Annotated in this window: 25 protein-coding genes; 2 read left to right on the top strand and 23 right to left on the bottom strand. The window is 42.3% G+C overall.

Annotation, left to right across the window (positions count from 1 at the left end; translation table 11 throughout):
- Positions 1 to 4: 4 nt before the first annotated feature.
- The 9 genes from ACQCT5_RS05795 to ACQCT5_RS05755 form a co-directional block, all read right to left on the bottom strand.
- Entirely contained in the window at positions 5 to 1012 is a 1008-nt protein-coding gene (locus tag ACQCT5_RS05795) for an AAA family ATPase (RefSeq protein ID WP_499639887.1), read from the bottom strand.
- Entirely contained in the window at positions 1013 to 2590 is a 1578-nt protein-coding gene (locus tag ACQCT5_RS05790) for a DUF8809 domain-containing protein (RefSeq protein ID WP_499639885.1), read from the bottom strand.
- A complete protein-coding gene (locus ACQCT5_RS05785; RefSeq protein WP_499639882.1) occupies positions 2580 to 3449 on the bottom strand; it encodes an ABC transporter permease in 870 nt (289 codons plus the stop codon). The genes ACQCT5_RS05790 and ACQCT5_RS05785 overlap by 11 nt, the downstream gene beginning before the upstream one ends.
- Positions 3450 to 4382 carry an ABC transporter ATP-binding protein gene (locus ACQCT5_RS05780; RefSeq protein WP_499639880.1) on the bottom strand — a complete coding sequence of 311 codons (933 nt, stop codon included), beginning with the start codon at positions 4380 to 4382 and terminating at the stop codon, positions 3450 to 3452. It lies immediately after the preceding gene.
- On the bottom strand, positions 4379 to 6823 hold the full coding sequence (locus tag ACQCT5_RS05775; protein ID WP_499639878.1) for a DUF8725 domain-containing protein: 2445 nt from the start codon (positions 6821 to 6823) through the stop codon (positions 4379 to 4381). The genes ACQCT5_RS05780 and ACQCT5_RS05775 overlap by 4 nt, the downstream gene beginning before the upstream one ends.
- A gap of 188 nt (positions 6824 to 7011) precedes the next feature.
- A complete protein-coding gene (locus tag ACQCT5_RS05770) occupies positions 7012 to 8151 on the bottom strand; it encodes a Ger(x)C family spore germination protein (protein WP_499639876.1) in 1140 nt (379 codons plus the stop codon).
- Complete coding sequence (locus ACQCT5_RS05765) at positions 8148 to 9257, bottom strand: GerAB/ArcD/ProY family transporter (RefSeq protein WP_499639874.1); 1110 nt, start codon at positions 9255 to 9257, stop codon at positions 8148 to 8150. Before ACQCT5_RS05765 ends, ACQCT5_RS05770 begins: the two co-directional genes overlap by 4 nt.
- Before the next feature lie 11 nt (positions 9258 to 9268).
- Positions 9269 to 10744, bottom strand: coding sequence for a spore germination protein (locus tag ACQCT5_RS05760; RefSeq protein WP_499639872.1), 1476 nt, complete (start codon positions 10742 to 10744; stop codon positions 9269 to 9271).
- Positions 10745 to 10848: 104 nt separating this feature from the next.
- Positions 10849 to 11823: a nucleoside hydrolase gene (locus ACQCT5_RS05755; RefSeq protein ID WP_499639870.1), complete on the bottom strand. Its 975-nt coding sequence runs from the start codon at positions 11821 to 11823 to the stop codon at positions 10849 to 10851.
- Positions 11824 to 11945: 122 nt separating this feature from the next.
- On the opposite strand from ACQCT5_RS05755, the gene ACQCT5_RS05750 reads away from it, so the two are divergent.
- Both ACQCT5_RS05750 and ACQCT5_RS05745 read left to right on the top strand, forming a co-directional pair.
- Positions 11946 to 12212, top strand: coding sequence for a hypothetical protein (locus tag ACQCT5_RS05750; RefSeq protein ID WP_499639868.1), 267 nt, complete (start codon positions 11946 to 11948; stop codon positions 12210 to 12212).
- 106 nt (positions 12213 to 12318) lie between these two features.
- Complete coding sequence (locus ACQCT5_RS05745; protein WP_499639866.1) at positions 12319 to 12837, top strand: PCYCGC motif-containing (lipo)protein; 519 nt, start codon at positions 12319 to 12321, stop codon at positions 12835 to 12837.
- Positions 12838 to 12876: 39 nt separating this feature from the next.
- Here ACQCT5_RS05745 and ACQCT5_RS05740 read toward each other — a convergent pair whose 3' ends face one another.
- The 14 genes from ACQCT5_RS05740 to ACQCT5_RS05675 form a co-directional block, all read right to left on the bottom strand.
- The gene (locus ACQCT5_RS05740) at positions 12877 to 13719 is read right to left on the bottom strand and encodes a DegV family protein (protein ID WP_499639864.1); all 843 of its coding nucleotides are present in this window, start codon (positions 13717 to 13719) and stop codon (positions 12877 to 12879) included.
- A 196-nt stretch (positions 13720 to 13915) separates the two neighbouring features.
- Positions 13916 to 14167: a DUF2535 family protein gene (locus ACQCT5_RS05735; protein ID WP_386638512.1), complete on the bottom strand. Its 252-nt coding sequence runs from the start codon at positions 14165 to 14167 to the stop codon at positions 13916 to 13918.
- A gap of 638 nt (positions 14168 to 14805) precedes the next feature.
- Positions 14806 to 15471, bottom strand: a complete 666-nt coding sequence (locus tag ACQCT5_RS05730; protein ID WP_499639861.1) for an SOS response-associated peptidase — start codon at positions 15469 to 15471, stop codon at positions 14806 to 14808.
- Between the two features lie 14 nt (positions 15472 to 15485).
- A complete protein-coding gene (gene iadA, locus ACQCT5_RS05725; protein ID WP_499639859.1) occupies positions 15486 to 16661 on the bottom strand; it encodes a beta-aspartyl-peptidase in 1176 nt (391 codons plus the stop codon).
- Positions 16662 to 16768: 107 nt separating this feature from the next.
- Positions 16769 to 17479: a lysophospholipid acyltransferase family protein gene (locus tag ACQCT5_RS05720; RefSeq protein WP_499639857.1), complete on the bottom strand. Its 711-nt coding sequence runs from the start codon at positions 17477 to 17479 to the stop codon at positions 16769 to 16771.
- A 27-nt stretch (positions 17480 to 17506) separates the two neighbouring features.
- Positions 17507 to 17992, bottom strand: coding sequence for a dihydrofolate reductase (locus tag ACQCT5_RS05715; protein WP_499639855.1), 486 nt, complete (start codon positions 17990 to 17992; stop codon positions 17507 to 17509).
- Entirely contained in the window at positions 17989 to 18783 is a 795-nt protein-coding gene (locus ACQCT5_RS05710; RefSeq protein ID WP_499639853.1) for a thymidylate synthase, read from the bottom strand. Before ACQCT5_RS05710 ends, ACQCT5_RS05715 begins: the two co-directional genes overlap by 4 nt.
- 81 nt (positions 18784 to 18864) lie before the next feature.
- On the bottom strand, positions 18865 to 19620 hold the full coding sequence (locus ACQCT5_RS05705; RefSeq protein ID WP_499639851.1) for an anthrax toxin lethal factor-related metalloendopeptidase: 756 nt from the start codon (positions 19618 to 19620) through the stop codon (positions 18865 to 18867).
- Between the two features lie 493 nt (positions 19621 to 20113).
- Positions 20114 to 20644 carry a phosphatidylglycerophosphatase A family protein gene (locus ACQCT5_RS05700; protein WP_499639849.1) on the bottom strand — a complete coding sequence of 177 codons (531 nt, stop codon included), beginning with the start codon at positions 20642 to 20644 and terminating at the stop codon, positions 20114 to 20116.
- Between the two features lie 23 nt (positions 20645 to 20667).
- Entirely contained in the window at positions 20668 to 21258 is a 591-nt protein-coding gene (locus tag ACQCT5_RS05695) for a YpjP family protein (RefSeq protein ID WP_499639847.1), read from the bottom strand.
- A gap of 554 nt (positions 21259 to 21812) precedes the next feature.
- On the bottom strand, positions 21813 to 22628 hold the full coding sequence (locus ACQCT5_RS05690) for a class I SAM-dependent methyltransferase (protein WP_499639845.1): 816 nt from the start codon (positions 22626 to 22628) through the stop codon (positions 21813 to 21815).
- A gap of 95 nt (positions 22629 to 22723) precedes the next feature.
- Positions 22724 to 23161 (bottom strand): BrxA/BrxB family bacilliredoxin, encoded by a 438-nt coding sequence (locus ACQCT5_RS05685; protein WP_499639843.1) that lies wholly within the window; start codon positions 23159 to 23161, stop codon positions 22724 to 22726.
- A gap of 15 nt (positions 23162 to 23176) precedes the next feature.
- Positions 23177 to 24298: a conserved virulence factor C family protein gene (locus ACQCT5_RS05680; protein WP_499639841.1), complete on the bottom strand. Its 1122-nt coding sequence runs from the start codon at positions 24296 to 24298 to the stop codon at positions 23177 to 23179.
- A 74-nt stretch (positions 24299 to 24372) separates the two neighbouring features.
- A complete protein-coding gene (locus ACQCT5_RS05675; RefSeq protein WP_499639839.1) occupies positions 24373 to 26274 on the bottom strand; it encodes an ABC-F family ATP-binding cassette domain-containing protein in 1902 nt (633 codons plus the stop codon).

Raw genomic sequence — 26274 nt, 5'->3', positions numbered from 1 at the left:
GCTATTACCTTGCATTCAAGCGTTTATCCATGTGGTTGATAACATCTTCCAGAATGGTGTCCTCTTCCACTCCTGATGCTTCCCCTTCAAAATTCAAAAAAAGGCGGTGTCGCAGAACCGGGAAAACAGCATGCTTGATATCGCCTTTAGAGATGTGGTAACGGCCTGAACAGAAAGCCCTCGCTTTTGCCACTTTAATCAAGCTTTGGATACCCCGGGGCCCTACGCCATAGCGGACATATTTCTTAACCATCTCACTGGCATTTTCGTCTGCAGGGTGTGTAGCCATAATAAGGTTCACCGTATAATCCAATAATTCTTTTGATACTAGGATCTCTTTAACGGCACACTGGATTTTCTGCATTTTCTCTGTATCGAGCAGTTTACTTACCTTATAGGAAGAGGTTCCTGTCGTCCTGTTGATAATCTCATAGAGCTCCTCTTTTTTGGGATAATCCATGTTTATTTTCAATAGAAATCGGTCCATCTGGGCTTCCGGCAAAGGGTAAGTTCCTTCCATATCAATAGGGTTCTGTGTCGCCAGGACGAAGAAAGGAGAGGCTACCATACGGGTTTCCCCCATGATGGTGACGGTCTTCTCCGCCATCGCCTCTAGCAATGAACTCTGGGTTTTGGGTGTGGCACGATTGATTTCATCTGCCAGAACGATATTGGAGAAAATGGGACCTTCGTGGAAGACGAAGGATTGCTTCCCAGTGTCGTGAATTTCAATCATTTTTGTACCAGTAATATCTGATGGCATAAGGTCCGGGGTAAACTGAATTCTCGAAAATCGGAAATCAAGCACCTCCGAAATGGTACGGATCAGCATCGTCTTTCCGACACCGGGCATACCTTCAAGCAGTGCGTGACCGTCCGATACTATCGCCCACAGCAATTGCTGAATGACCTCCTCCTGGCCAACAATCACTTTACTTATTTCCTTTTGTATTTCTGATAATGAATCCTGATAATACTTTAATTCCTTCTCTTTCTCTTCCAGACCTATCACTTAATTGACTCCCTTCGGATCCATTTCACTAAAATATTGTTTGACGATATCTTCAAGCTTGGATGGCAGATTCATGCGATCCAAGGATTCCCGATAGCTCTTTTCATAGGAAGAATATACTTCATCGTAATTGCGGACCTCGCCTTTCAACACAGGTGAATCCTGTGCATCCTCAAAATTGGAGCTGCCTTGCCCAGTTGGCCCTGAGTCCGTTTCCGTTCTACCTTCACCTGCAAGATAGGATGGAACAGTTAGGGTTTGTTTTCCAGCACCGGTACCTGCTCCGGTTCCACCGCCGCCAGTTCCGCTCCCACTACCTTGGCCCTGGCCTTGGCCTTGACCCTGACCTTGAGCCTGGCCCTGGCCTTGACTCTGGCCTTGGCCTTGACCCTGACCCTGACCTTGAGCCTGGCCCTGGCCTTGACCCTGGCCTTGACCTTGACCTTGACCTTGACCCTGCTGACCTTGCGCAGTCTGGGTGGAGGGATTGTTTTGCTTTGAATTGGAAAGCGTAAGCTTCGTAGGGTTCATTCCTGCCTGTGACATTTTGGCATATTGATTTGTTGCTGCAGACTGTAGGGAACTTTGCAGGCTTTCAAGCTGCTCCATGGAGGCCGCGTCCTGCAAAAGCTCCTCTAGCTGTTCCATTAACGCTGCCAGTTCTTCCGCCGATAATTCCTCCATGTCCATATCCTCTTTATCCAGGAGGTTTTCAGCCAACTGCTTCAGTTCATCCTTTTCCACTTCGGAGAGATTTTCCGAGTTTTCTTTCAGCTCGTCTAGCCTTTTTTGCAGTTCAGTATTTTTACCTTTCAATGCAAGGTTTGCCATTGCATTCTCTGGACTGTTCTTTGCGAGTTCCTTTAATTTTTGTTCTTTTTCTTTTAATTCCTTCAGTTTTTCACTAAGTTCGTTCTCATTTTTCATTAATTCTTTTAAGAGTGCATTGGGATCATCCAATTTTTCCAGTTCTTTTAATTTTTCCAGCTCTTCTTTTAGCCCTTGTCTGTCTTTTTCATTTTCAGCAGCTTTTTTCAATTCTTCCTTCGTTTCCTCAATTATTTCCTGCCTTTTCTCAACTGCTTCCGCTTCCAGCATTTTTGCATTTGGCACCACAAGCAGCAGTAAGGCTAAACAAATAGTTGCAATGGATGTTACCATGATTTTCCCGTAGAAATGCGTCAACCTGATATCCTTTATCTCCCTTTCATGCTGCCTGAGATGCTGTAGAGCTTCCTTTCTTTGAAGCTCTGCCAGGAAGGAGGAATCTTCGGCATAATCAAGTGTTGTGACAAGCCTATCCTCTTTCAGTACCTGATCAGAAAACCTGGCTGCATCGTATGTGGACGGCCTTTTTCTCCAATAAAAGAGGAGGGATACAAAGAAGACAATTCCCCCAAGGATTAATGCCTTTTCCAACATGAATGGTGTCACAATAAATCTTCCAACCAAAACGATAAGGAGAAATGCGCAGGAACCGAAGAACCAAGCCAGCTGTGCCTGCTTTGAAATCTTCTGAATCCGCAGTTTTTTTCTAATTGAACGAAGAAAAACAATAAGTTGTTCTTTATCCTTCATTTTTTCCCTTCCTTTTGTGTGGCTTCATATTTGGACGCAGTTTTCGAATACTCAATATGACCAACCCAATAGATAAAATGATATAGGAGAGAATAAACCCGAGTCCCAATGATGTTTCCACACCAGTCACACGTTGGAATTCCATCTCGAATCCTGGTTCAAAAACCAGCATCAATAATACGAATGGATTCAGCATTGCAATAAAATATGGTGCAGGGTTGACCAATGGACCTCCTCCAGTACCGCCGAATGAGAGGAAGCTCATTAAAAACATGGTGATAACAGCGGTGCCTGCTGCAAAAAAGAATGCTACTCCATATGTGCAGACCATGGCAACAATTGTTTTTCTGATGAAGGTGGAGAAGAATACCCCTATGCTCCCTAATGTGACCATGGAAAGCAGGTAGATTCCAAATGTCATAATTAACAGTTTTGGAGAGATGCCACCAAACAGAAACACGATACTATACAAAGGCAGACTTGATAAGACAATTAATAATAGAAAGGACAGCGACGATGCAAGCTTGCTGACGATAATGCTTGTGGAGGACTGCTGGGTTGTCAGCAATATGTTCAAGGTCTGTTTCTCCCTTTCGCTGCTGATGATACCCGCTGTAAGACCTGGTGTCATAAAGAAGATAAGCGCAAGCTGGACAAAAGCCAATATCATGAACATATTCTTACTGTTTTCGGGACGGAACATCCCCATGGAGCTGTATCGTGTTTCCATATAAATGAAAAACAATGCGATCAAGCCTAGGACTGCTAAATAGAAGAATATCCCCAGAAAGCTTTTAAAGCTTCGAAAACGTAATTTGAACTCTTTGTTCAACATGGGGTTTATCAGTTGTGACCTCATCTATTCCACACCCTTTGTTATTTCTAAGAAGATGTCTTCCAAATTGGATTCTTCCTGACTGAAGCTTAGTATCATGATGCCTCTTCCAAGCGCATTTTTAAGAAGTTGCACCTGTTCCTCATCTGTACCTTCGAAGGAGAAGGAGAGCAGGTTTTCCTTCTGTTCATTGATCTGGATGTTGGACACGGAAGGACAGTCTTCAAAATATTGTATTGCTCCTTCCATATTGCCAGTTACGAGGACCTTTAATACCTTGTTTGCCTGTAGCTGCTGATGGATTTGCTCCACCCTGCCAGTCGCCACCAGCTTTCCTCCATTGATAACACCAATTTCATCACACATTTCAGCAAGCTCAGGTAAAATATGAGAGGATATCATGATTGTTTTCCCCATATGCTTCAGTTCCCTTAAAATCTCTCTCATCTCAATCCTTGCTCTCGGATCGAGTCCGGATGCCGGTTCATCAAGAATCAGTACTTCGGGATCATGAATCAGTGCCCGGGCAAGGCAAAGTCTTTGCTTCATTCCACGGGAGAGCACATCAATGTAAGCATCTCTTTTGTCAGTCAAGTTTACAAGCTCCAATAATTGCGGAATCAATTTCTGCCTCTCCTCATATGGAATTCCGTAACTTGCTCCATAAAAGTCTAGATATTCATCTGCACGGAATTGATCATAAACACCAAAGAAATCCGGCATATAACCAATGAATTTCCGTACCATTTTTGGATTTTCGGTTACATCATAACCATTTACATATGCAGTTCCGGACGTTGGTGCCAAAAGAGTAGAGAGAATCGAAAAGGTGGTCGATTTGCCGGCACCATTATGTCCCACAAACCCGAATACAGTACCCTTCTCCACCTTCAGATTCAATGAATCCAAAGCTGTAAATTTTCCATACTTTTTTGTAAGATTGACTGTTTCTATCATTTACCTAACTCTCCCTCTAGCCCGATTCCCGGAATTTCCAATTGATCTTCAAAGTTAACCGGTGCCTTAATGACTATTTCTATGCCGTTTTGATTAGAAATAAAATCTTTCACCTTTTCTTCGATGGTTATGCTGCTCTTGTTATCTAAAGGTACGAGATCCTTCGTTTCCTGATTAACAATGAAATACTCCAGATTTACGTCCCTTGACTTCAGCTTAAGCTTCAGTTTATTGAAACTATCCCGTTCCTTGGCAATCATCTCCGGCAACTGATAGGAAAGGGTATAGCTTCCATCACTCACGTGAATAAATGGCTCCCCGTATTCCAACCCGTTATGATATATGTCACCAGTCTCCCCTTCTGTTATCGTAAGTTTTGGACTGAATTGCTCCTCTGTAAAACTGAAGCTTCCCGATCCTTCATTTTGAATCGTTACTGGTATTGCCACTAAGTGCAAGGAATGGTTATTTGATTTTTTCCCATTAACCTTAGTCCCGAGTAAGTCCTGTGTGATATATCCTACAAGGACGGGCTGATCGGTCCCGGAAAAAATATCTTTTCTGTTCAGTAACATATCCAGCATTTGAAATTGCTTATAGGATTGCAGCTCCCACTTTTCAATCTGTACAGGTCCCCCGTGCTGGTACATGCTGGCGCCAAAATTAGGGAAGGCTTTTGATACTGCCGCATAATTCGGTGAAGCTAGTACATTTGCAATATTTCCTTTTGGTATATCGAATTCTATTTGCTTTGCTTCGCCGGCCTTGATATCCCCCAGTTTTTGAGCGTTTGTTCCTGATAGTATATAGGCACTCTTCAATTCATAGGCTAGACCGTTCTGGATATTTCCAACTACTTTTCCGTCCTTTACTGTCATTTCGTATTCCAAAGTCCCAAGCTCCACATTATTTACATTTCCCACACTTGTTCGGATGGACCAGTATTCTACATTGTTGAATGTGATATCTGTACCACTTTCGCCAGCCTGCAAATAAGCATAATTTTTCATCAGATCTATATTATCGTTATATCCATAGGTCACCGGAAAAAAATCTGTCTGCTCATGCTCCGTTTCCACCCGATATTTGCCTCCACTATTTGTCAAGATGGAAGCCACACCGAATCCGGAAGCGAACTTTGAATCTTTTTCCAATACAAGGATGCTGGATTCATTGATTTGAGTGCCGGAAATTCTATCCTTTGCACCGATTCCAAATACCACTACACTTGTAAATAATGCAATACCCGGGATGATCCACCATGCATGTTCCCGTTTATCTGTTTTCTTTAAAATGATATAAAGTACAGGAATCAATATGATGAGATAAAGAACAAATGCCCCGATCAGCAATGGGACGGAAACAATGGAACCCGGAAATGTTTCTCCTATTGCGCTCAGTTGATGGGATAGCTCTTCAAGAAGAGGTGCATTATATGTGGCGACATTTTTGGAAGATGCCTTTTGCATGACACTGTTCCACCATGATCCTACACCATCCCAACCACTCCACTCTGGATTTGAAAGGCTGCTAGTCACCTGAGTTACCGTACCTGCTCCAAAAGCTTTCATGATGGTCAATGGTGTATCTCCCTCTTTTACAAGCACCTGTACATCATTTTGCTTCATTTCCCCAGTAAAGACAGGAAGATTAGGAAAAGCACTCTCGTTATCGATGGATGAAATATTCGTTTCTTTGCTAGGATCGAGCAAAAGGAAATCGGTCAGTTCCCCAAAATCCTGTGCCATGTTGATCTTGGAATCATACACGATAGAGCCTCCGTTGATGACCCATTCCTTTAGAGCATTCTGCTGTGCTGAAGTTAAGGTAGAAATAAGGAAATCATGTATCATGATGACATCGAACATTTCCAGGCCGAATGATTCGGTTGGAATATTTTCCTGTTTGATATTTAAAAGTTCCATCGCTTCATTCTGGTATTTTACCAGCTTCATATAATTTACTGCATCGTGATTATTGCTTAGTACACCTAATATCAGACGGTTATCTGCCATAAAGCGGGGCTTGGCATTTGCATTGCCACTAAGCTTCACTTCCATGCCCTTTTCCACACCGCCATCGTAGAAGCTTATAGCATCAGTGGGTTTCCCTGAATAGCCGTAGGAATACTGGTCTGTACTGCCTTTGACTGACAATTCGATAACCTTTGATCCGCCTGCCTCAAGCTCCACCGGAATGACATAGCTGCCTGCCATGTTATATGTAGGACTAGTGAATATGACCAAGTCGCCTTTTACCACATCGCCATTATTTTTCATTTCTATTTTTACAGTATGGCCTCTGCCCATTTGGACTTTATTGTCCACACCATATTCGATTTTCACTTCCAGCTTTGCTTCCGCACTCGGCATTCCTGGAAGTAGAACAAGACAAAATAATAATAAGACAATGATTTTTTTTATACTCTCTATATTTCTCAAGTTGCTTCCCCCTATTAATCATAAAAACTTTTCTCTTTATATCCTTGATATTTCCATTTTAAAGCAGTTTTACGTGGATAACTATATCTTTGACGAAATAGGTCGTAAAAGGTTTCAAACATTTCCAATATTTTTTACTTTTCAATTCTAATTTTCTCAACAAAAAAGAGAGGGCTAGTTCTGCCCTCCTAATCCATAACTCCGGTACGCAATATTTCTGATTTCACTTCGATGGTAAAAGTAGCTTCTGGATAGATGCCCTCCCATTTCTCCCTTGTAAACTTATCATATCCGACCTTTGATCTATAGTAGTTGCCAAAACCGACAGGATCTACACCGAGACTTTGAAAATCGGTTATTAACTTTTCCATTTTCCCTTTCATCACTTTGCCGATGGCTTTTTCCAAAACTATTAAGGATTTTGGATTTCCAAGATCATAATCCTCAGAGATTTCCTGCATTCTTGTAACCAAATCCACCTTTATTCTATAATGATTGGATTCTGCATCGTCGAGTTTTATATGCACTGAGCTTTCCAAATGATCTAGTGAAACAAACAGGTTTTCAGATTCATTTTGGACTTGTTCCCTCTTTTTGATGTGCTTTTCCATTTCTTTTTTCGGGAGTGAAACTTCAATCGTTCCCCCTCTGTACGGTTCTAATAATAGCTTTAGATAGAATGATTTCTCTGTATCGATTAACCCTTTCATTTTATCATCTTTAAATAATGCAAGACCCTTTATTTGCAGCGTATCATCTGAGAAGTCCAGCAACGGCAGTAACGGATCCCTTCCTTCACTGTAATAGCATTGCATGAACTCATGGAGGGTCGGGGAAACAAGTGATTCGGCTTCCACATTCTGGCTTATCAGGTCATATAGATACGTACCTACATTTGTTATCTCATCTGACTGCTGGGAATTGTTTATTAGATCATATGCGGAGTTTTCAGCTACCGACAAATAGACCATTGTTCCTATTTCAGAGTCTCGTGAAAGTGTATCGATATAAGCAATAATCCCTTCCTTTGCCAGATCCTCCCCATAGATTGCGATTCTTAATTGGCCTGATACCAGTTTTCTGCTTGATGAAAGGTTCTCTTTTTGACGAATCCCTTTACTTGTATTCGCAAGCGTAGAAACCATCTTGGAATCATTTGTATGGAGCGGATCGAATTCATAGTAGACGATAGTTCCTCGGAGCTGCTCATCCTCTTTGTCATAGCCCATTGCAGTAACCAACCCTAGCTCTTCCAATGGTTTCTGTTGCAGGCAACCACTCAACAGGATGGAACTGGCCATTATACATATAAGTTTAATTTGCCTCATCCCGTCCCCCTCCTTGCCAAGAATCGATTACGGATAAAAACGATTATAAACAAAATCACGGTATAGACAAAAACAATACTGAATCCATATAGTCCAACCGCATCAATGTATTCATTATTTTCAACTCTTCTATTGAATATGGAAGTTAATACAATTAATACTGCCGCACATCCCACCACTATTTTTCTTTGTTTAATTTTCGTGATTCTCTTGAGGCCTCTGCTTGCCGCCCACATCATCAATAGAATGTTTGGCAGAATGATTACCAGCCACATGGAAACAGCAAAAAATTCAAAGCGCTCCAGGTTCTGAAATTGAATGATCTTAAACAGGGAGAGGGTTGCCCAGATTGTCTTTTCAAGCTGCTCACCACTGTAATAACCAATGGACACGACCATTAATAGAAGAATCTGTAGAAAGGTAAAGAGAACGCCTGCTTGGGCATAAAAATGAACTTTTTCCTTATTCCTGATAAACGGGTAGATGAAAAATAAAATTTCAAGCCCTAGTACAGTAAATGATGATTTATATGCACCTTTCAATATTTCCTTGGGGGATGCCTCCAATACTGGAAGGAAATTGGTCCAATCCATAAATCGAATCGGCTCATATATCAACAACAGCAGCCATATAGCTAAAAAGAAAGTAATAAAGCTAACACCTACAATGGTTCGTACTCCCCCAAATACACCATATATGGTAAGAATGAGAAGAAAGGAGGAAATCACCCAGGTCTTCATATCAGGGAAGATCCATGCCTGAACAATCTCCGAATAACCAAGTATAATGGCTAATAGTCCAGCCAATAGATACGTGATGTAAAGTATGTTCATCATGTTTCCAAACAATTTGCCGAATAGGGATACATGGATGTCAAATAGGTCTTTATCTTTAAATGTCCTTAATATATAGCACATCGCAGCAATGGTAAGAGCCATTCCTGAATAACTGATAATCAGAGAGATCCATGCATCCTGTTTGGCCTCAAAGAAAATAATTCTTTCTACCCCTGCTATTCCAACCCCAGTCTGGTTTGTGTGAACCACAAAGAAAACTAAAAATGCTTGCACCAAGAGCTGTCGCTTTACCGTTGTGGGAGTGTTCATCCTTGACCACCCTATTCATCAATATCTTTTGTGTATTTTCCACTAAATGAGAAAAAACCTCTTTTATCAGGATTGGTTTTCATCATTTCGACAGGAATTCTTAATACGGTATTTTTCACTTTTCTCAAATCAAGTGGGTACACTGGCCGCAAATATGGTTTTCCCGCACTAGAAAGCCTTAGCAGGTGAATCAGCAGAAAGCAAAGTCCAATTGCTATCCCTACTCCTCCCCAAAGGCCCCCTAGAATTAAAATCGGGAACCTCGTAATCCTTATTGCAGTCCCCATTAAATAACTGGGAGCCGTAAAGGACCCGAGAGCACTGAGTGCAACCACAATAATGAGGATATTACTAGTAAATCCTGCTTCCACTGCAGCTTGTCCAAGTACAATCCCCCCTACGATACCCATTGTTTGACCTACCTTTGTCGGCAGCCTTGCACCCGCTTCCCTTAATAGTTCTATCATGATCTCCAACAAAAAAGCTTCAAATATCGGTGAGAACGGTACCTTGGAACGGGACTCTCCCAAAGAAACAATCAGTGTCGATGGTATCATTTCATAATGGTACGTAATGATGGCAACATAGGCAGGAGTCAGCAGAATGGACAAGAACATAGTCAGATAGCGCAGAGAGCGAATAAAGCTGCCCATGTTCCAGCGCATATACACATCTTCCGTCGATTCAAAAAAGTTGAATAGAGTTGCAGGTCCCAATAGCACCATCGGACTTCTATCCACAAATACAGCAATCATGCCTCTTTCCAGACTGTATGTAACACGGTCAGGCAGCTCTGTCTGCACATATTGCGGGAAGACGGAATAGCTGTGGTCTTCTATCAATTGTGCCAAGACTGATGTGTCCAGAATTTCATTCACTTCAAGTTTTTTTATTTTCTCTTCTATGTATTCTACTGATTCATTATCAGCAACCCCTTTTATATATACCAGCCGGACTTCCGTCTCATTCCGCTTTCCTACCGTCAGCGTCCTTGTACAAAGATCTTCAAGGAGAATATTTTGGCGTACGATGCTGATATTGGTACTCAATGATTCCGTAAAGGAAATCTTCGGCCCGAATACAAGCGATTCTGTTTCAGCTTTCTCTAATCCTCGCTCCACTTTTTTGGACACATTGGCAAGGATCCCCGATTTCCCCTGATTTTCGAAAATAAAAACATAGCCTTCCAATATATATTTTTTTGCAGTTTCCCCATCATTCGTAAGAAAAGTGTCTGTCATTAACAGCTTGTGACGAAGATCCTTCATTTCTGAATCGACCAGATGAAAGTTTTCCATTATAGGAGTGAGGATAAACTGATTCAGTGTGGAATCATCCACTAGATTCTTCATATAGATAAACAGTAATGTTGATTCCTTTACCGGAAGCTCATAAAAATACAAATCCGGACTATGATGAAGCTGTTTGGTGAAATAATTCTTTACCTCCTCGATCCCGAGGGAAGACAGGGACGTAGCAGAAGCCATAAGGGACATTCCTTTCCGGGCGAGCATCTATAAGGATAGGATAGCCAGAACAGTGAAGAATATGAAAAAAGTCATCCCCTATTCATAAAGAGGTGACTTTTCCGTTAATTGATCAATTCATTTGTCAGCACTTCCACGACCCGACTGATAAACTTGGAATAGTCGATCGCAACGGCAATCCGATGGACAGGCTTGTCTGAAAGCTGGACAAAATCACGGAAATCCCCTACCGTCTGTCCGAAGGCATTCCCAGGCGCTGTGACTACACTGACAGGCTTGTTGACATATTTGATATGCTGTTCGTTGAATACTCCCCATAAAGTGACAACATCATGCAATGGTGCACCAGGAATAGTAGGTATTTGTGACTTGTAAAACTGCCAGTAATAGTCCATCATCGGCTTGATGATCTGACCGAGCGTGTTGTTGGCTGCTTTATTCACCTGATCGATGTAATTGACCATTTCATATGTGAGGATTGCTTGCTGTGTCACATTCAGGGGAAAAATGGTCAAATCCTCTGCGAAATTGAATACGATGTTAGCGGCAAAAGGATCACCAAAAATGTTAGCTTCTGCAACAGGAGTGACATTGCCGGGAAAATTGAATGCTCCACCCATTATAAATATCTCTTTAACTTTTGCTACCGTTTCTGGATAAAGAATAAATGAAGTGGCCAAGGAGGTGAGCCTCCCTACACAGACAATTGTCAAATCTCCATCATATTTTTCGATGATATCGTAGATCTGATGAAAATTTTCGAAAATATCTTCTTCCTCTGCATCGATATATTCCGAAAGTGGATCGAAACCTCCAAATCCTTCAGGCCCATGAACTTCCGGATAATAGATCGGCGGTACACCAATTAACGAACGTTCAGCCCCTCCAATCAAGTGAACATCATCCCTGCCTGTCACTTCCTGCAAATATTTCGCGTTTCGAATAGCAGTTCTTTTCTGGACATTTCCATACTCTGCAACGATTCCCACAATATTCACATTGACTTCATTGTACGCATAGATGATGGCCATAATATCGTCTATGCCAAAATCTGCAAACAATAAGATTTTCCTGCTCATCCAGATTCCCCCCCTTTATCTGAAAAATTCTGTGGTTTCGGACTTAGCTAGTCAAACGTACAAGCAACACATTCGGAAGCGGAATAGTCTACTATGTAATCTAATCGATAGGAGGATGAGATATGTCACAGTTTTATCAACAGTGCCAACGCTACCATGGGCAAATGGTTACCATCAGATGCAGGGACGGCTCGAGTCATTGCGGAAGAATTGTTAGGGTGTCACCCAGCCATGTATACATTCAGCCAAACAGAAGAGGAGGCCTGAATGGATTCGGAATGGGCTTTTTTGGTGGATATGGCGGATATGGCGGATATGGTTACAACCCTGTAGCTGTTCCATTAGCTTTCGTTACAGGAATTGTACTAGGCGGACTATTATTCTGGTAATTAGATAAGTGTAAAACCCTCACCTCGTTCACAAAGATGTTAAAGTATCCCTATTTCGGCTATGTTATAGTAGAATGGTATAGTTTATGTAAACGAGGTGTACGATATGAAAAAAATGGCATTGATAGTTGTATTCATGTTGGTCATTTCAACGGGATGTTCCAATAATTCAGAGTCGATTGCAACAAATCAAACGTCTGAAGCAGAAGAACATCATCAGCATGAAAAACCTTCTTTCTTTCAAGGGGACCTTAGAGAAAAAACCGGTTCCGTTCAAGAGCTTCCCGCCTTTTTGGACGAGAAATCAGACGATATTAAATTAATCTATGCCGCTGCAGCACAACACCAGGAATTACTGGAGCATATCCCCTGCTATTGTGGCTGCGGGACTTCAGCTGGACATAAAAGCAGTTATCAATGCTTCGTTCATGAAGTGTATGAGGACGGTTCCCTTGAATGGGATGATCATGGAACAAGATGCGGAGTGTGTCTGGAAATTGCAGCTACTTCGGTAATGGAATATAAGGACGGAAAATCCATAAAAGAAATCAGAGACCGCATCGATGAGGCATACAAGGAAGGGTACTCCTCTCCTACACCAACACCAATGCCGCCTTCTAACTAATAAAAAAAGCTAAGGGCCAAGCCCTTAGCTTTTTCGGTTCTATTCTGCAAAATACATGAGTGCAAGCGCACCTGGTCCGGTGTGAGTGGAAATGACAGGTGTAGTGAATGCTATCTCCACATCCTGAAATCCCGATGCCTCCTGAAGGGAAGCTTTTAACGTTTCTGCAAGCTTCAGGCAGCCTGCATGCGCAATTCCTACACGTTTAACTGTTTTGCCTGCAATATCTTCCTTGAATTGTTTCGTGTAGAATTTTATGACCTGGGAATGGCTTCTGACCTTGTTCACCGGTGTGTATACCCCGTCAGCAAGAGATGCGATCGGTTTGATGCTTAATAAGGAGCCGATCATGGCCTTGCCGCGACCAATCCGGCCACCTTTCACGAGATTATCCAAAGTATCCACCATGATGAACAAATCAGTGTTAGCTCTTACCGCATCCAATCTTTTTAGGATCTCTTCAACAGACTTCCCTTCCTTAGCCATTTTTGCAGCTTCCACTACCTGAAAGGATAAGGCAAAAGAAATGAAGCGCGAGTCCACCACTGTTACATCAGCTTCGGATATGTTGGAGGCACTTTCTGCAGATGTAACTGTCCCACTCATTCCGCCTGTCATGTGGATGGACAATATTCTGCTTCCATCACTGCCTAGTTCGTCATATGTTTCCACAAAAGTACCAACAGCAGGTTGGGAGCTCTTCGGAAGCTCCTTTGAATCTTTCATCTTGTCCATAAATTCATCAGGCTTGATACCAAATCTGTCTATGTATGATTTTCCATCTATGGTGATGGACAATGGTACAATTTTGATGTCTAACTCATCTATGATGGATTGATCAATATCAACGGTCGAATCCGTCACTATTTTTACATTTGTCATGAATTCACTTCCCCAAATATAGCCTAGTTATTATTATACCTGCATTTATATGCACTTCAAACCAATTACCCTTATTTTTTGACTTGAAACCTACATTATACAGGATTTCGTCACATTTTTTTCTAGTTTGGCGTTTTTTGACAAAAAAAATAACAGGGTGTTAGCCCTGTCCCCATATTATCACATTCTCGGTTCTTTAAGCATTGTTTTTTAAGATATCTGTTTTTATTACATTGCAATAATCCGGCCATTTCAACACTTTTTGCAGATATTCCCTGAACGAATACACTTGCTTGGGATTTTTATCCGAAAGAATTTGTGTTAAAAATGTCTGCAATCTGACACGAAGCATAAAGTGATATGTGCTATCGTCCTCCAATACTGGAATTTCAATGACTTTTACCTTCTGTCCCTTTTCAATCGTGAACTCTAGGCTTTTCCATAGCAAAATATCAATCCTCTTTTTCACCCGTTTGTCATTATTATACCCTAATCTTTCTCACAAGTGTTAATAAATAGTCTGACAAAATAAAACATTTTAGCTGTTTTCGCATTCGTTGTTTTTAAATGGATAAATTGTATGCACAAATGCAGCCCGTTGATTTCCGCTCCGGACACAAGATTCCCCGGGGACGGATGGGAGCCTCCTCGGCTTCGCCTGTGGGGTCTCCCATGCCCTCTACTCTCCCGCAGGAGTCAAGTGTCCTCCGCTACAATCAACTCAGTTTTTAACATCATTTGCTCTACTGAAATGAAAACATGAGAAAAGTACAATTTTTTTCATGCTTTAGGAAGGAAATTTTATACTATTATTCACCCCTGTTGGTTGGAGTGCAAGGTGTGAGACTCCTTGAAAATGCAAGCATTTTCTGCGTGCGATGTATCGCTGCCGAAGCCTTCCTTGTCCTGCGGGAGCAGCGTGTCAAGTGAGACCCCGCAGGCGCAAAAGCGCCGAGGAGGCTCCCGAGGCCGCCCGCGGAAAGCGAACGCCTGGAACGGAAACCAACAGGAGTTTAATGGTGACATCATATCTTTAGTCCAGCCTGATATTTAAAAACAACAATCTTTACGAAAATAGCCTACATTTTAAGTGGGTGTAATACATCTTAAATCATTGTTTTTAGGTGAATTTACAGCAGAGGAAACCTCATAAGCTTTCATGGAACGAGCGTCGAAGGGTGTTAGAATGGAGGTTAGAAAGGTTAGATCTTGTTCTTCATGATCTATCCATTTCTGTTCATGCTCCTTCTGAAGGATGACGGGCATCCGATTATGTACATCTTTTACCAGTTCATTCGGCTGGGTGGTAATGACTGTACAGCTTACCAACTCCTCTCCGTTATGGTTCCACCGGTCCCAGAGTCCAGCAAATGCAAATGGCTGCAGATCTTGCATGACAAACCTGACGGGCTTTTTCACACCTTCCTCCGCTTTCCATTCGAAGAAGCTATCGGCCAGGATGAGACAGCGCCTTCTCTCTAGAAGACGACGAAAGCTCACTTTTTCCTGTAGCGTTTCAGCTCGGGCATTGATCATTTTGTTCCCGATTTTCTTATCCTTTGCCCAGCTCGGTACAAGCCCCCAATGCAAAAATCCTGCCTTGTTCTTTTGTTCCCCTTTGACCACAGCCAGCACTTTTTGCCCAGGTGCAATATTGTAGCTCAGCTGAAAATTGAGGCTATCTGAATTCTCAAGGAAAAATCGCTCCTGTAATTTATGAATTTCTGTCGTCAGAGAAAATCTTCCACACATATTGGAACCCTCCTTTAATCTTCAAAGGTACCCTTAACGATTGCCATCTCATGTCGGACCATCATCTTCCCCTTTGCAAACACTGTTTGTACCGTCAGATTTTGTGGATCCAGCATTACAAGATCAGCATCCTTCCCTGTGGATACCGTCCCTTTTTGGGCCAGCTTCAAAATCCTTGCCGGATTCTCTGTGATGACCTTTATTGCGACATCAAGCGGAATGCCTTCTTGGAGGATTGCCTCTCTTACTGCTTGAAAAAGGGACCGCACTTTACCGACCTGCAATCCGACAAGCTCCCCCTGACCATTGAATTCCGGGAGGCTTGCTTGTCCGTCTGAAGTGAATGTAATGTTTTGAATCGGCACTCCTGCCTCAAGCATTTTTTTTAGGCCAGTGCTGCAACTGACCTCCCCCTGATCGAGGAATCTTTGAACAGTACTGGTTGTAAAATCCACATACCCTCCATTTTTGGCATAATGAATGCCTGCTTCAAATAAGCTTTTATTTCGATTAATATGTGTCGGATAGAACTGTGTTATCGGAATATCCGTTTCTTCGACTACCTTCTCAATAAGGGAAAGCAATGCACTGCTATCCCCAACATGAATATTGACGATGCCTCCTTTACCTGATAGCATCCCCCCCACCCTTGCACTGGCAGCTATTTTCGCCATCTCTTCCATGGTAGGCTGCGAGGAACGATGATCCGCTATGGCAATTTCTCCGACACCTATGATTTTATCGATAAGAATAAGATCATTTTCGATGGTATCGGTCAGGGTTTTGACGGGAACCTGATACGACCCTGTATGTACGTAACAGGAAATGCCTTCTTCCTCGAGAGCACGCGCTTTGGCAATCAGGCTTGCCATCGTTCTGGTGGTCCCATCTGTTCCTAGGACACCGACAAGTGTTGTGATGCCCGATGTTGTTGCGTCAGTAAGCATCAGCTCAGGAGTTCTGGTATGAAAACTGCCTTCTCCGCCACCACCTGTAATATGAACATGGGCGTCTATGAATCCTGGGACCAGTAATTGTCCCTCTCCATCAATCAGCTCAATGTTTTGCAGATTGGTCTGGACCGTTATTTCATCTTCGACAGCTCCAATTTTATCACCAATCAAAAGAACATCTTTCCTGCCTAGATTTTCGGGTGCATACACGTGAACATTCTTGATCAATTTCAACATACTCCATTTTCCCCCCTGTTCATTATCTCCTATACATACATAGAACAAAAGCCACTAACTGATTCCAGTAGTGACCTTGCTATATTAATATAGATTGCTATTTCATGTTATAAATGTTCTTTGATTCGATTTTGCACTTCGATACCCAGTTCGGTGCCATCGACTTTTCCTTCTGCTGGGATGTAGATCGGGTCGCTGATGGTTACTGTTACATTTGCTGGTTGAAAACCGAACTTGCTCTTTTCCATGATGTTATAGGATCCGGAGATGGTAACGGGTACAACTGGTACTCTACTTTCTATTGCTAGCTTCAGTCCACCTTTTTTGAATTCTCCCATCTCATTCCCTTTGCTTCTTGTTCCTTCTGGGAAGATAACGAGCGAATGCCCCTCTTTCAATGTTGCAATACCCTCCCTGATGGAGAGGATGGCTTTTCTTCTATCCTTGCGATCGATAAATACGCAATTCATCGCTTCCATCCATCTTGGGATAAAAGGAATCTTTTTCACTTCAACTTTGGAAATGAAGCCCAGTGGCTTCTGAAGGAATCCGATAAGGATCGGGACATCGAAGTTTCCTTGGTGATTGCTTACAAACAGCACTGGACCACTTGGAACCTTCTCTTCTCCTATCACATGAATGTTGGATCCAGTAATGTTCACCAGGCTTTTTGCCCAATGCTTCGGCTTTTCATGAATAATTGTATCTCTCTCTTCCACTGGCATGGAAGGGGCCAATCTTTTTACTTTTTCTATTGTCGGCAAGCTATAAATCAAATAGCCGAAAAAGTAGGTGAACCACCATAACGTACGTAGCATTTCATTCTCTCCCTAATCCAAACAACTCTAAAATCTTCGCTTATATACCCTGAAAAAGTAGTCATAAGGGTTCTTTTCATTCTTTACTCCCTTTTCTTCTGAAACCAGTTTCCATTCACTTTTTTCGATTTCAGGGAAATAGGTATCTCCCACGAATTCCTCGTCAATATATGTAAGGTAAAGTGTTTCTGTAAACGGCATAGCCTGTTTGTAGATATTGGCCCCGCCAATGACGAAAATTTCCTCTTCTGATTGAGCCATCTCTTTAAGTGCCTCGATGGAGGATAATGTTTTGCAGCCCTCCACATGGTAGTCACTATTTCTTGTGAGTATGATATTCTCTCTATTGGGAAGCGGCTTACCAATGGATTCAAAAGTATTCCTTCCCATCACCACTTTTGATCCTGTTGTGATCCTTTTGAAATAAGTCAGATCCTCGGGTAGTCTCCATGGCATATCATTGTCCCTGCCTATCAGACCATTTCTGTCTGTCGCAACGATCATGGATATCATACACTGACCACTCCTTTGATCGCTGGATGCGGATCATAGCCTACCAACTTAAAGTCTGCATAGGTGAAGTCAAAAAGGGATTTCACCTCTTTATTGATTTCCATTCTAGGCAATCCTTTTGGTTCTCTGCCAAGCTGCAATTTCACCTGATCTAAATGGTTAGTATAGATATGAGCATCCCCTAGGGTGTGAATAAACTCCCCAGGCTCCAAATCGCAGACTTGGGCGACCATCATGGTTAATAATGCATAGGATGCGATGTTAAAAGGGACACCAAGGAAAACATCGGCAGAACGCTGGTATAGCTGGCAGGACAATTTACCATCTGCAACATAGAATTGGAACATGGTGTGGCATGGGGGCAGTGCCATGGAATCCACATTCGCCACATTCCATGCCGATACGATCAGCCTTCTTGAATCTGGATTGTTCTTTATCTGTTCTACCACATTTGTAATCTGGTCTATGCTCTTCCCGTCAGGTGTAGGCCAGGATCTCCACTGATAGCCATAAACTGGCCCAAGATCGCCATTTTCATCGGCCCACTCGTTCCAAATGCGAACACCATTTTCCTGAAGGTACTTGATGTTCGTATCACCGCTTAGAAACCAGAGCAGTTCATGGATAATGGATTTCAGATGTAGCTTTTTGGTCGTCACAACCGGAAAGCCTTCTGCAAGATTGTAACGCATCTGATACCCGAATGTACTGATCGTGCCAGTTCCTGTTCTATCTTCTTTTTTCGTACCGTTATGTAAAATATGACTACAAAGATCTAAGTATTGTTTCATTATATTCACCTCTTCAGCTATAGTCGACGATTCTATTCTACCATATAGATAATGAAAAAAGAGCATTTCATGATGAAATGCTCACTGTGATCGAAGCCCCAGCAAATTTCCTCTCGATATTGGAGAGGTCTCTAGATTCTCCAGGAATAGAAATGTCTTTGGTGCTTTCATTGCAATTTCCAATTTAGAGGTTTCGTTTAAGTAATACATGGCGAATGTTTCAGCAAAATACTCCTCTGGAAAATGCAGAAAATAGTCTTTACCAGGAAAAAGCTGAGGTGCTTCCTCCTTCCAGAGAGTCAAAAAGGTTTGGTTCATTCGTACATTTCCAAGCACATATCGGTCAACGGAATGCGCTAATTCATGAAGCTCTAGATTGACTGAGCCATGACCCATTCCTTTATTGCTATGACCTATTTTCGCCAAGACCAGCTTGGAACCGCCCACTCCCGGAACTTTCTCCCAGGTCGAACCTTTTACGCTATAGCCTCTGGGTTTGACTCCATGAAGATGTTCAAAGCCCTGGACTTCTGTCAAACTGCCACTAAATAAATACAGATGGATGTTCTGCTGGACCAATATGCTGAGAATACTTCCCGGAATATGAGATAATCGGGACACCATGGATGCCGCCTCTTTTTCTGCAAATTCCCCGGATGGTACATAGATCAGATGCTCCATCAGTTCTCTATTTTCTATTTCTCCGAGATGAGAATTAAAGGTAGTAGAATGATAGTTTTTTAATGAAATAGCATCCAAACTGGCGTATGCCTTCCAATAAACCGGTATAATCGTAAAAACTAATAAAAGTCCAATGGCTAAAACACGTCGACTCATTTTCCCTCTCCTTCTGATGATGTTTTTCTAGGATGTTATGTATTGTTTGAAAATTCACATTATCGAATAATATGTTTCTATTATAACATCTAAACGTGTATTTGAGCTGTCATTTTCGCCTAAAAGGTTTAGCAATGAATGGAAATGGGTAATTAAATATTTCCAATTTTGGATCGCCTGTATATTAGAACACTTCTATTGGACTTCTCAATGAGTTTTACATGCAAAAAGGCCATTAGAACACTCCTATTGGACTTCTCAATGTGAATTACATGCAAAGAGGCCATTAGAACACTCCTATTGGACTTCTCAATGAGTTTACACATGAAAAAAGGCCATTAGAACACTCCTATTGGACTTCTCAATGAGTTTTACATGAAAAAAGGCCATTAGAACACTTCTATTGAACATTTCAATAAGATTCGTACAATACAAAAGAGGTATCCAGCAAGTCAAGAAAAACTGACTTGTTGGACACCCTCTTGTTTTATGGTTAAACAATAATTTCCTCTTGATTTAATGCTGCTTCTTGAATGTCCCTGGTGCGATGGGCTATTCTGCTTGCTGCTGCTGCAGCGAGTGCACAGACAATGTCATCCATGAATGTGTGCACTTCTTCTCCTACGTGTTCATCCAACTTCTTGATGATTCCGAATTTCTCTTTATCGAGAAAACCGAAATTCGTCAAGCCGATCGAACCATACACATTGACAATGGAAAGAGGTATGATTTCATCGATTCCATATAAAGGCTCATCTGTCTCAACGAGATATTGCAATGGCTCCGGCAGCAGCTTCTGCTCGGCCAGGATGTCTAGTGAAATTCCGGTAAGAACTGCATGGACGATTTCCCTTTTCTCTAGCACCTTCTCTACATTGTGGATGCAATCCTCAAGCGTCACATCGGCAATGTATCTTTGTTGAAGGAGCAGTACAATTTCCGCTATATCCCGGATAGTGACACCACGGTCTTCCAGCATTTTCTTTGCAGTCTCTCTCATTTGTTGCAGTGTGTATTTTCTCATTTCAGACCCCTCATTCTCTCTTATTAGCTCAGCCACTTCGGCGGCATGTTTTTGGCCCAGAAAATGGATCCTAACGCATGATGGTTCTGGAATTGGTCATGGTGGGTATGGTAATGGAAATTGAACCAATACCCCTCTTTTGGAGGGTTGTCCTTTCTAACATGAAAACGGATTATATCCTGTCCGGACACTTTGTGGTAGATGTGAAAGATTTTTTCGCCATCTCCTCCGGCTGGTGATTCCGAAATAGTAAGGTTGCTTAAATCCTCTTCAGGATGCTGAAAAGCGAGTGTGCTGATTACTTCCTCCATTTTCGGAAGGATCACATCCTTGAATTCATCTTCAATTTTCGGCCCGATGCGGGAACCGAACTTCGCAAAGCTTTGGACTTCCGCCTGCTCAAGTGCTTGGTATAAAAACTGCTCTTTGGAAAGCTCCGGTTTGAGAGAATGATATAATCCTGAGGAAAAACTATCAGATTCCCTACTCTTTATGTCACTGAAATTGGAATCATCGGAATTGTCGTCCGCAATTAAATAGGCAGGAGGTGAAACAGTACCGAATGTCAATGCAGTAATAAGGACCACTAACGATTTCTTCAACCATTTCGGCATGGGAAACTCCCTTTCTTTTATGTACGTCATAATTTTTTAAATCTAGTATATCATAAAAGTAAGAAAATTTTATCTATTTAACTTTGTTTTTTTACAAAGAGTAATATAACTTTTCCTCTAAGATGTAACAATACCGAAGTAAAAATTGATTTGGAGTTCATTTTTGATATTTTTTGTTCATTTATTTAGCTTTTTTTGTTAATATTAAGAATAGCGTTATCCTTATATAACCGCTTCGTTCATAAGTGTAAATAGTACATAATGGAGGTTTTATACATGTATGAGGTTCTATTGATTGTAAGCTCATTTTTAACATTGGGATATTTAACTTATTTATGTATTACAGACTAATCTAAAAAGCAAAAAGAAACTCGTGTGGATTCACTCCGACACGAGTTTTCTTTTTAATTTCGTTTTGTGCTTTTTCTGCTGGAGCTCATGGACTTTCCATCGATTTCCGTAGATGTTGTCCCCTGTCCCTCCACTTGAGAAGAGGGTAACCCCACATTGCCAGGTTTTTTTCTTTTTCCACCCATAATATTGAAGACCTCCTACTAATATTTTGTGAAATCTTCAATAGTTTGTCCCAAATCAGTTTTTTTCTCCCAATAGCCATAATGGAATTTGGATGATTTTCGAACCATTCTCGTAAACCCAAAACGTTCAAATCGTTCACTTTGCCAATGGTCTTTTAACACCACTCTTTTCCTTGCGACTCTTTTTGCCTCTTCCATTGTTCTCTGAGTCAGCTCTCCATAGTGCGCAATATTCCTTATTGAAAGAATTCCGGTAGATTCCTCGATTTGTCTTTCAAACATCGGATCGAAATAGACAACATCATAGGAGTCAAAGGGAAGTGTTTGAAGAATATCGAGATGATTTCCTTGAACAACCTCAATCCGCCTCATTGATTGTTCCGTTTCCTCATTTTGCAATTCCCAGTTCTGAAGGCCCGTACTCACAATATAAGATAACAGCTTGTTCGCTTCGATGCCTGTCACTTTACCCGCAGATCCAGTTACAAGACTTGCCATGATGCTGTCAGACGCAAGACCTAAGGTACAATCCAGAAAAGACATGCCCGACTTCAGGGTGGTTGCCTGAAGGAACGGTTCCACTTCGCCGGAAAGCCATCGCTTTGCCCTAAATGCCGCACTGTTTGGATGAAAAAATACAGGGTTACTCGTACCTAATATGAACCATTCGATTCTGTCTTTCCCAATGACTAAAACATCTGTTTTATATTGCGTCTGTAAAAGCCCGATGGATTTTTTGTTTCGTTCTATGTAAGGCAGATCCAATTCCATTGCAACTCTAATGGCGGTTCTGATCATCTGGTCATTTGTTCTGCCTGCAGTGGTTACGATCATTATTCATTGTCTCCTGCTTTTGATTTTCCATTTCAAGTATCTTTACGCATAAACAAAAGGTGTGCACTCAAAGGCGCACACCATTCTTTTAAAAATCACTTGCAATATTGATGGAAAGCACCTTGAAGATTGGTCATAATATTTTCCATCGTATTCGCTTCGATATCATGACGGTGAATAAAATGGACCACTTCATTCCCTTTCAGTATTGCCATGGAAGGGGATGAAGGTGGGATATCGCCGAAAATCCCACGCATTTTCTCCGTTGCTTCCTTATCTTGCCCAGCAAAAACGGTCACGAGATGATCAGGAGCATTCTCTGCCTGCAGGATAGCTTGGGTAGCTGCTGGACGCGCCAGGCCTGCTGCACAACCACATACTGAATTGACAACAACTAAAGTTGTACCTTCCACTTTATCAAAGAAAGATTCCACTTCTTCCCCTGTAGTCAGTTCCTTAAATCCAGCTCTGGTCAATTCATCTCTCATCGGTTTTACTAATTGTCTCATATAATCTTCATATGCCATCGACATGATTACGTCCCCCTTTTATTTGTTTCGTTCGGTCATTTGTTTCCAGACGGAACCTTTTGCTTCTTCCCCGCCTTCAATACGCTGAATCGCCATTTTCACTTGCATGCTGACCTCAAACTCTGGATCATCCTCTGCTGCACGCAGAGCCGGCAATGCTCTTTCATCTCCGACTTCAAATAGAAACATTGCTGCACGCCATCGGACAAGCTTATTTTTATCCTTCAATGCTTCCATCATGGCAGACATTGCCGCTGGATCTCCAAGATCGGATAGGCAATCACCTGCAGTTCTTCTTACTGTTACGGATTTGTCCTTCAGCGCTTTATACAAATAAGGTAATATATCAGAGTCTTCCAGCATACCGAAGTATACGGTTGCCAGCCTGCGAATAGAACCTTTCTCATCCTCAAGGGCTTTAGCCAATACTGGGATATCCCCTTCTGTCGGATCCATCTGGTCAAGGGCTGCAAATCGCTCGGACCAGTCGGGATTATCAAGCATCTCCAAAGACACCTTGTATCTTTGTTTCTGCTTTATATTAGACTGCTTTTCACCTGATGCCGATTTTTCCAGCATGTTCTGAAGTCTTTCCTCCGAATAGGTTGCTGTAATTTCCTCCACAATCTCATTCCCTACGGCTTCAAGGTCGCCGTATCGGATTCCATGCTCTTTCCATTCCCGCTCCAAGACCACATTGTCCTGGTTTTTTCGTGCAGTCAGGACTGCATTCATGAAACGCTCTGGAAGGCCGACTCGTTTTTCCACTTCCCCGTCAGTCAACTTCACTTGCATGGGAATGCCATGGAACATCTGGATAAAGACTTTCACTTCTCCGAACCCGCTAAGTGGTGTGTCACCTGATTCTGCGCGGTCCTCTTCCGATTCACCAAAAGCGCTCCTTACATCCGCAAGAATCACTTTCCAGTCATAGCGGGCATTTCGCTCAACCGCCAGAAAGTCTGCAACATGATAAACTCCCTTTACACCTTCCACTTCCAATATGGACTGGATGATATCCGGTGCCTGGGAGGCATTGTCCTTTGTATAATTGTTTCTGGCACCTGCCGGCAGCTCCTCCGACAAAATAACCTTCATCGTATTTGGACTCGGTGTAGGCTCTATTGCTTTTATTCTCACGAGTGATCACTCCTTTACACGATTCAATAGTACTATGGTAGCATACAAGCCTTATTCATTTAAACGAATAGACATTATTCTTTAGCGTTTATTTGCTCCACTTTCTCTGAAAGCTCTTCCCATCTATCCATCAGGGTCTGAAGAAGTTCATGGTTTTCTTCCTGGGCCTTCATCCATTTGCTGACCTTTTCATAGTCACTTCCGGCTTTGGCTATCTCCGCTTCAATCTCTTCCAAAGTCTCTTCGACCGCCATGATCCGCTCTTCAATTCCATCCCAATCCTTTTGCTCCTGGTAAGTCAGCTTCAAGGTCTTCGGCTTTTGCCTCTGCTGGTTATCCTTTACGGCCTGCTCGATTTTTTTATCTTCCTGGCGCTTGCGAAGCTGCTCTTCCACATAGTCAGAGTACTCTCCAAAGATACGTTTCAGCTTTCCATTTCCCTCTAGAATGACAAGCTCCTGCACTACTTTATCAAGAAAATAGCGATCATGTGATACCGTGATGACGACACCTGGGAACTCTGCAAGATAAGACTCCAGAATGGTCAATGTCTCTGTGTCCAGATCATTGGTGGGTTCGTCTAAAAATAATACGTTAGGCTGTGACATAAGGATGCGAAGAAGGTATAGTCTTTTCCGCTCTCCCCCAGAAAGCTTTCTTATGGGTGTACCATGGGAATGGGAAGGAAATAGAAATCGCTCCAATAGCTGGGACGCGCTTGTTTGAGTGCCATCATCACTCTTTAAGACTTCCGCCTCTTCCTTCACATAATCTATCATTCTCTGTTCGAGGTTCATTTCTTCCTGCTCTTGCGTATAGTATCCGATTCTTACTGTCACACCTGTGTCAAGCTCACCGCTATCTGGTTGGATCCTACCTGCAAGCACGTTCAGCAGGCTGGATTTCCCAACTCCATTCGGTCCTACTATCCCTATTCTGTCTTTTTGCTTGACCAGAAGATCCACATGGTCCAAAATGACCTTCTCTCCATAATGGAGACTGACACCCTCGAGTTCCATCACTTTTTTCCCAAGCCTCTGAGACCCGGTGATCAGTTCGAGGTCTTGTGAGGCAGAAGTTGCGGATACTTTCTCATCAAGATCCTCAAATCGCTTGATTCTTGCCTTCTGCTTCGTTGTTCTCGCCTTGGCGCCTTTTCTCATCCATTCAAGCTCTTGACGGTAAAGGCTTTTCTGCTTTGCTTCGGTCTTCTCCAATTCTTCCATTCGGATGGCCTTGGCTTCAAGGTAGTCGCCGTAGTTTCCATTGTAGGAATAAACAGATCCATTGTGCAGCTCAAAAATCTTATTCGTGACACGATCCAGGAAATACCGATCATGGGTTACGAGCAGGACTGCCCCTCTGTACTTGCTCAAATAATCTTCCAACCATTCAATCGCTTCAAAGTCCAGATGGTTGGTCGGTTCATCCAATATTAGGAGATCTGCAGACTCGAGCAATGTTTGTGCCAATGCGACCCGCTTTTTCTGTCCGCCTGAAAGATTCCCGATGACCAGGTTGACGTCATCCATTCCAAGTTTGTGCAGAATAGCCTTTGCATTTGCACTGGCATCCCAAGCCTGAAGCTGATCCATCAGCAGCTGTTGCTTTGAAAGCTCCTCGTGGAGACTTATTTCCGCAGGGTTCTCCTGCATTTTCACAAGGCAAGCCTCGTATTGCTTAATAACTTTATTCGTAGGCGTATCCTTGCTGAAAATCTGTTCCATCACTGTAAACTCATCCATTAACTCCGGCGCTTGTGACAAAAAGCCGATCGTATAGTCGTTAGAAGTTGTAATGGTCCCTGTGTCACAGCTTTCCAGGCCTGCGATTATTTTTAGCAACGTAGATTTACCAGTTCCATTTACTCCGATCAAGCCGACTCTTTCTTTTTCTTGTATACTGAATGATACATTGTCCAGCAGTACTTTTTCCACATAGGTTTTTGAGAGGTTCTCCCCGATTAACATTTTCAT

Source organism: Sutcliffiella halmapala, assembly GCF_050107295.1.
GTDB classification, from domain to species: Bacteria; Bacillota; Bacilli; order Bacillales; family Bacillaceae_I; genus Sutcliffiella_A; species Sutcliffiella_A halmapala_A.
This window is presented reverse-complemented; position numbering and strand designations above follow the sequence as displayed.

Coding starts and splice junctions, on each gene's coding strand:
- ACQCT5_RS05790 (WP_499639885.1), bottom strand. CDS start 2,590: ATGAAGGATAAAGAACAACTTATTGTTTTTCTTCGTTCAATTAGAAAA.
- ACQCT5_RS05785 (WP_499639882.1), bottom strand. CDS start 3,449: ATGAGGTCACAACTGATAAACCCCATGTTGAACAAAGAGTTCAAATTA.
- ACQCT5_RS05780 (WP_499639880.1), bottom strand. CDS start 4,382: ATGATAGAAACAGTCAATCTTACAAAAAAGTATGGAAAATTTACAGCT.
- ACQCT5_RS05770 (WP_499639876.1), bottom strand. CDS start 8,151: ATGAGGCAAATTAAACTTATATGTATAATGGCCAGTTCCATCCTGTTG.
- ACQCT5_RS05765 (WP_499639874.1), bottom strand. CDS start 9,257: ATGAACACTCCCACAACGGTAAAGCGACAGCTCTTGGTGCAAGCATTT.
- ACQCT5_RS05760 (WP_499639872.1), bottom strand. CDS start 10,744: ATGGCTTCTGCTACGTCCCTGTCTTCCCTCGGGATCGAGGAGGTAAAG.
- ACQCT5_RS05755 (WP_499639870.1), bottom strand. CDS start 11,823: ATGAGCAGGAAAATCTTATTGTTTGCAGATTTTGGCATAGACGATATT.
- ACQCT5_RS05750 (WP_499639868.1), top strand. CDS start 11,946: ATGTCACAGTTTTATCAACAGTGCCAACGCTACCATGGGCAAATGGTT.
- ACQCT5_RS05745 (WP_499639866.1), top strand. CDS start 12,319: ATGAAAAAAATGGCATTGATAGTTGTATTCATGTTGGTCATTTCAACG.
- ACQCT5_RS05740 (WP_499639864.1), bottom strand. CDS start 13,719: ATGACAAATGTAAAAATAGTGACGGATTCGACCGTTGATATTGATCAA.
- ACQCT5_RS05730 (WP_499639861.1), bottom strand. CDS start 15,471: ATGTGTGGAAGATTTTCTCTGACGACAGAAATTCATAAATTACAGGAG.
- iadA (WP_499639859.1), bottom strand. CDS start 16,661: ATGTTGAAATTGATCAAGAATGTTCACGTGTATGCACCCGAAAATCTA.
- ACQCT5_RS05720 (WP_499639857.1), bottom strand. CDS start 17,479: ATGCTACGTACGTTATGGTGGTTCACCTACTTTTTCGGCTATTTGATT.
- ACQCT5_RS05715 (WP_499639855.1), bottom strand. CDS start 17,992: ATGATATCCATGATCGTTGCGACAGACAGAAATGGTCTGATAGGCAGG.
- ACQCT5_RS05710 (WP_499639853.1), bottom strand. CDS start 18,783: ATGAAACAATACTTAGATCTTTGTAGTCATATTTTACATAACGGTACG.
- ACQCT5_RS05705 (WP_499639851.1), bottom strand. CDS start 19,620: ATGAGTCGACGTGTTTTAGCCATTGGACTTTTATTAGTTTTTACGATT.
- ACQCT5_RS05700 (WP_499639849.1), bottom strand. CDS start 20,644: ATGAGAAAATACACACTGCAACAAATGAGAGAGACTGCAAAGAAAATG.
- ACQCT5_RS05695 (WP_499639847.1), bottom strand. CDS start 21,258: ATGCCGAAATGGTTGAAGAAATCGTTAGTGGTCCTTATTACTGCATTG.
- ACQCT5_RS05690 (WP_499639845.1), bottom strand. CDS start 22,628: ATGATCGTAACCACTGCAGGCAGAACAAATGACCAGATGATCAGAACC.
- ACQCT5_RS05685 (WP_499639843.1), bottom strand. CDS start 23,161: ATGTCGATGGCATATGAAGATTATATGAGACAATTAGTAAAACCGATG.
- ACQCT5_RS05675 (WP_499639839.1), bottom strand. CDS start 26,274: ATGAAAATGTTAATCGGGGAGAACCTCTCAAAAACCTATGTGGAAAAA.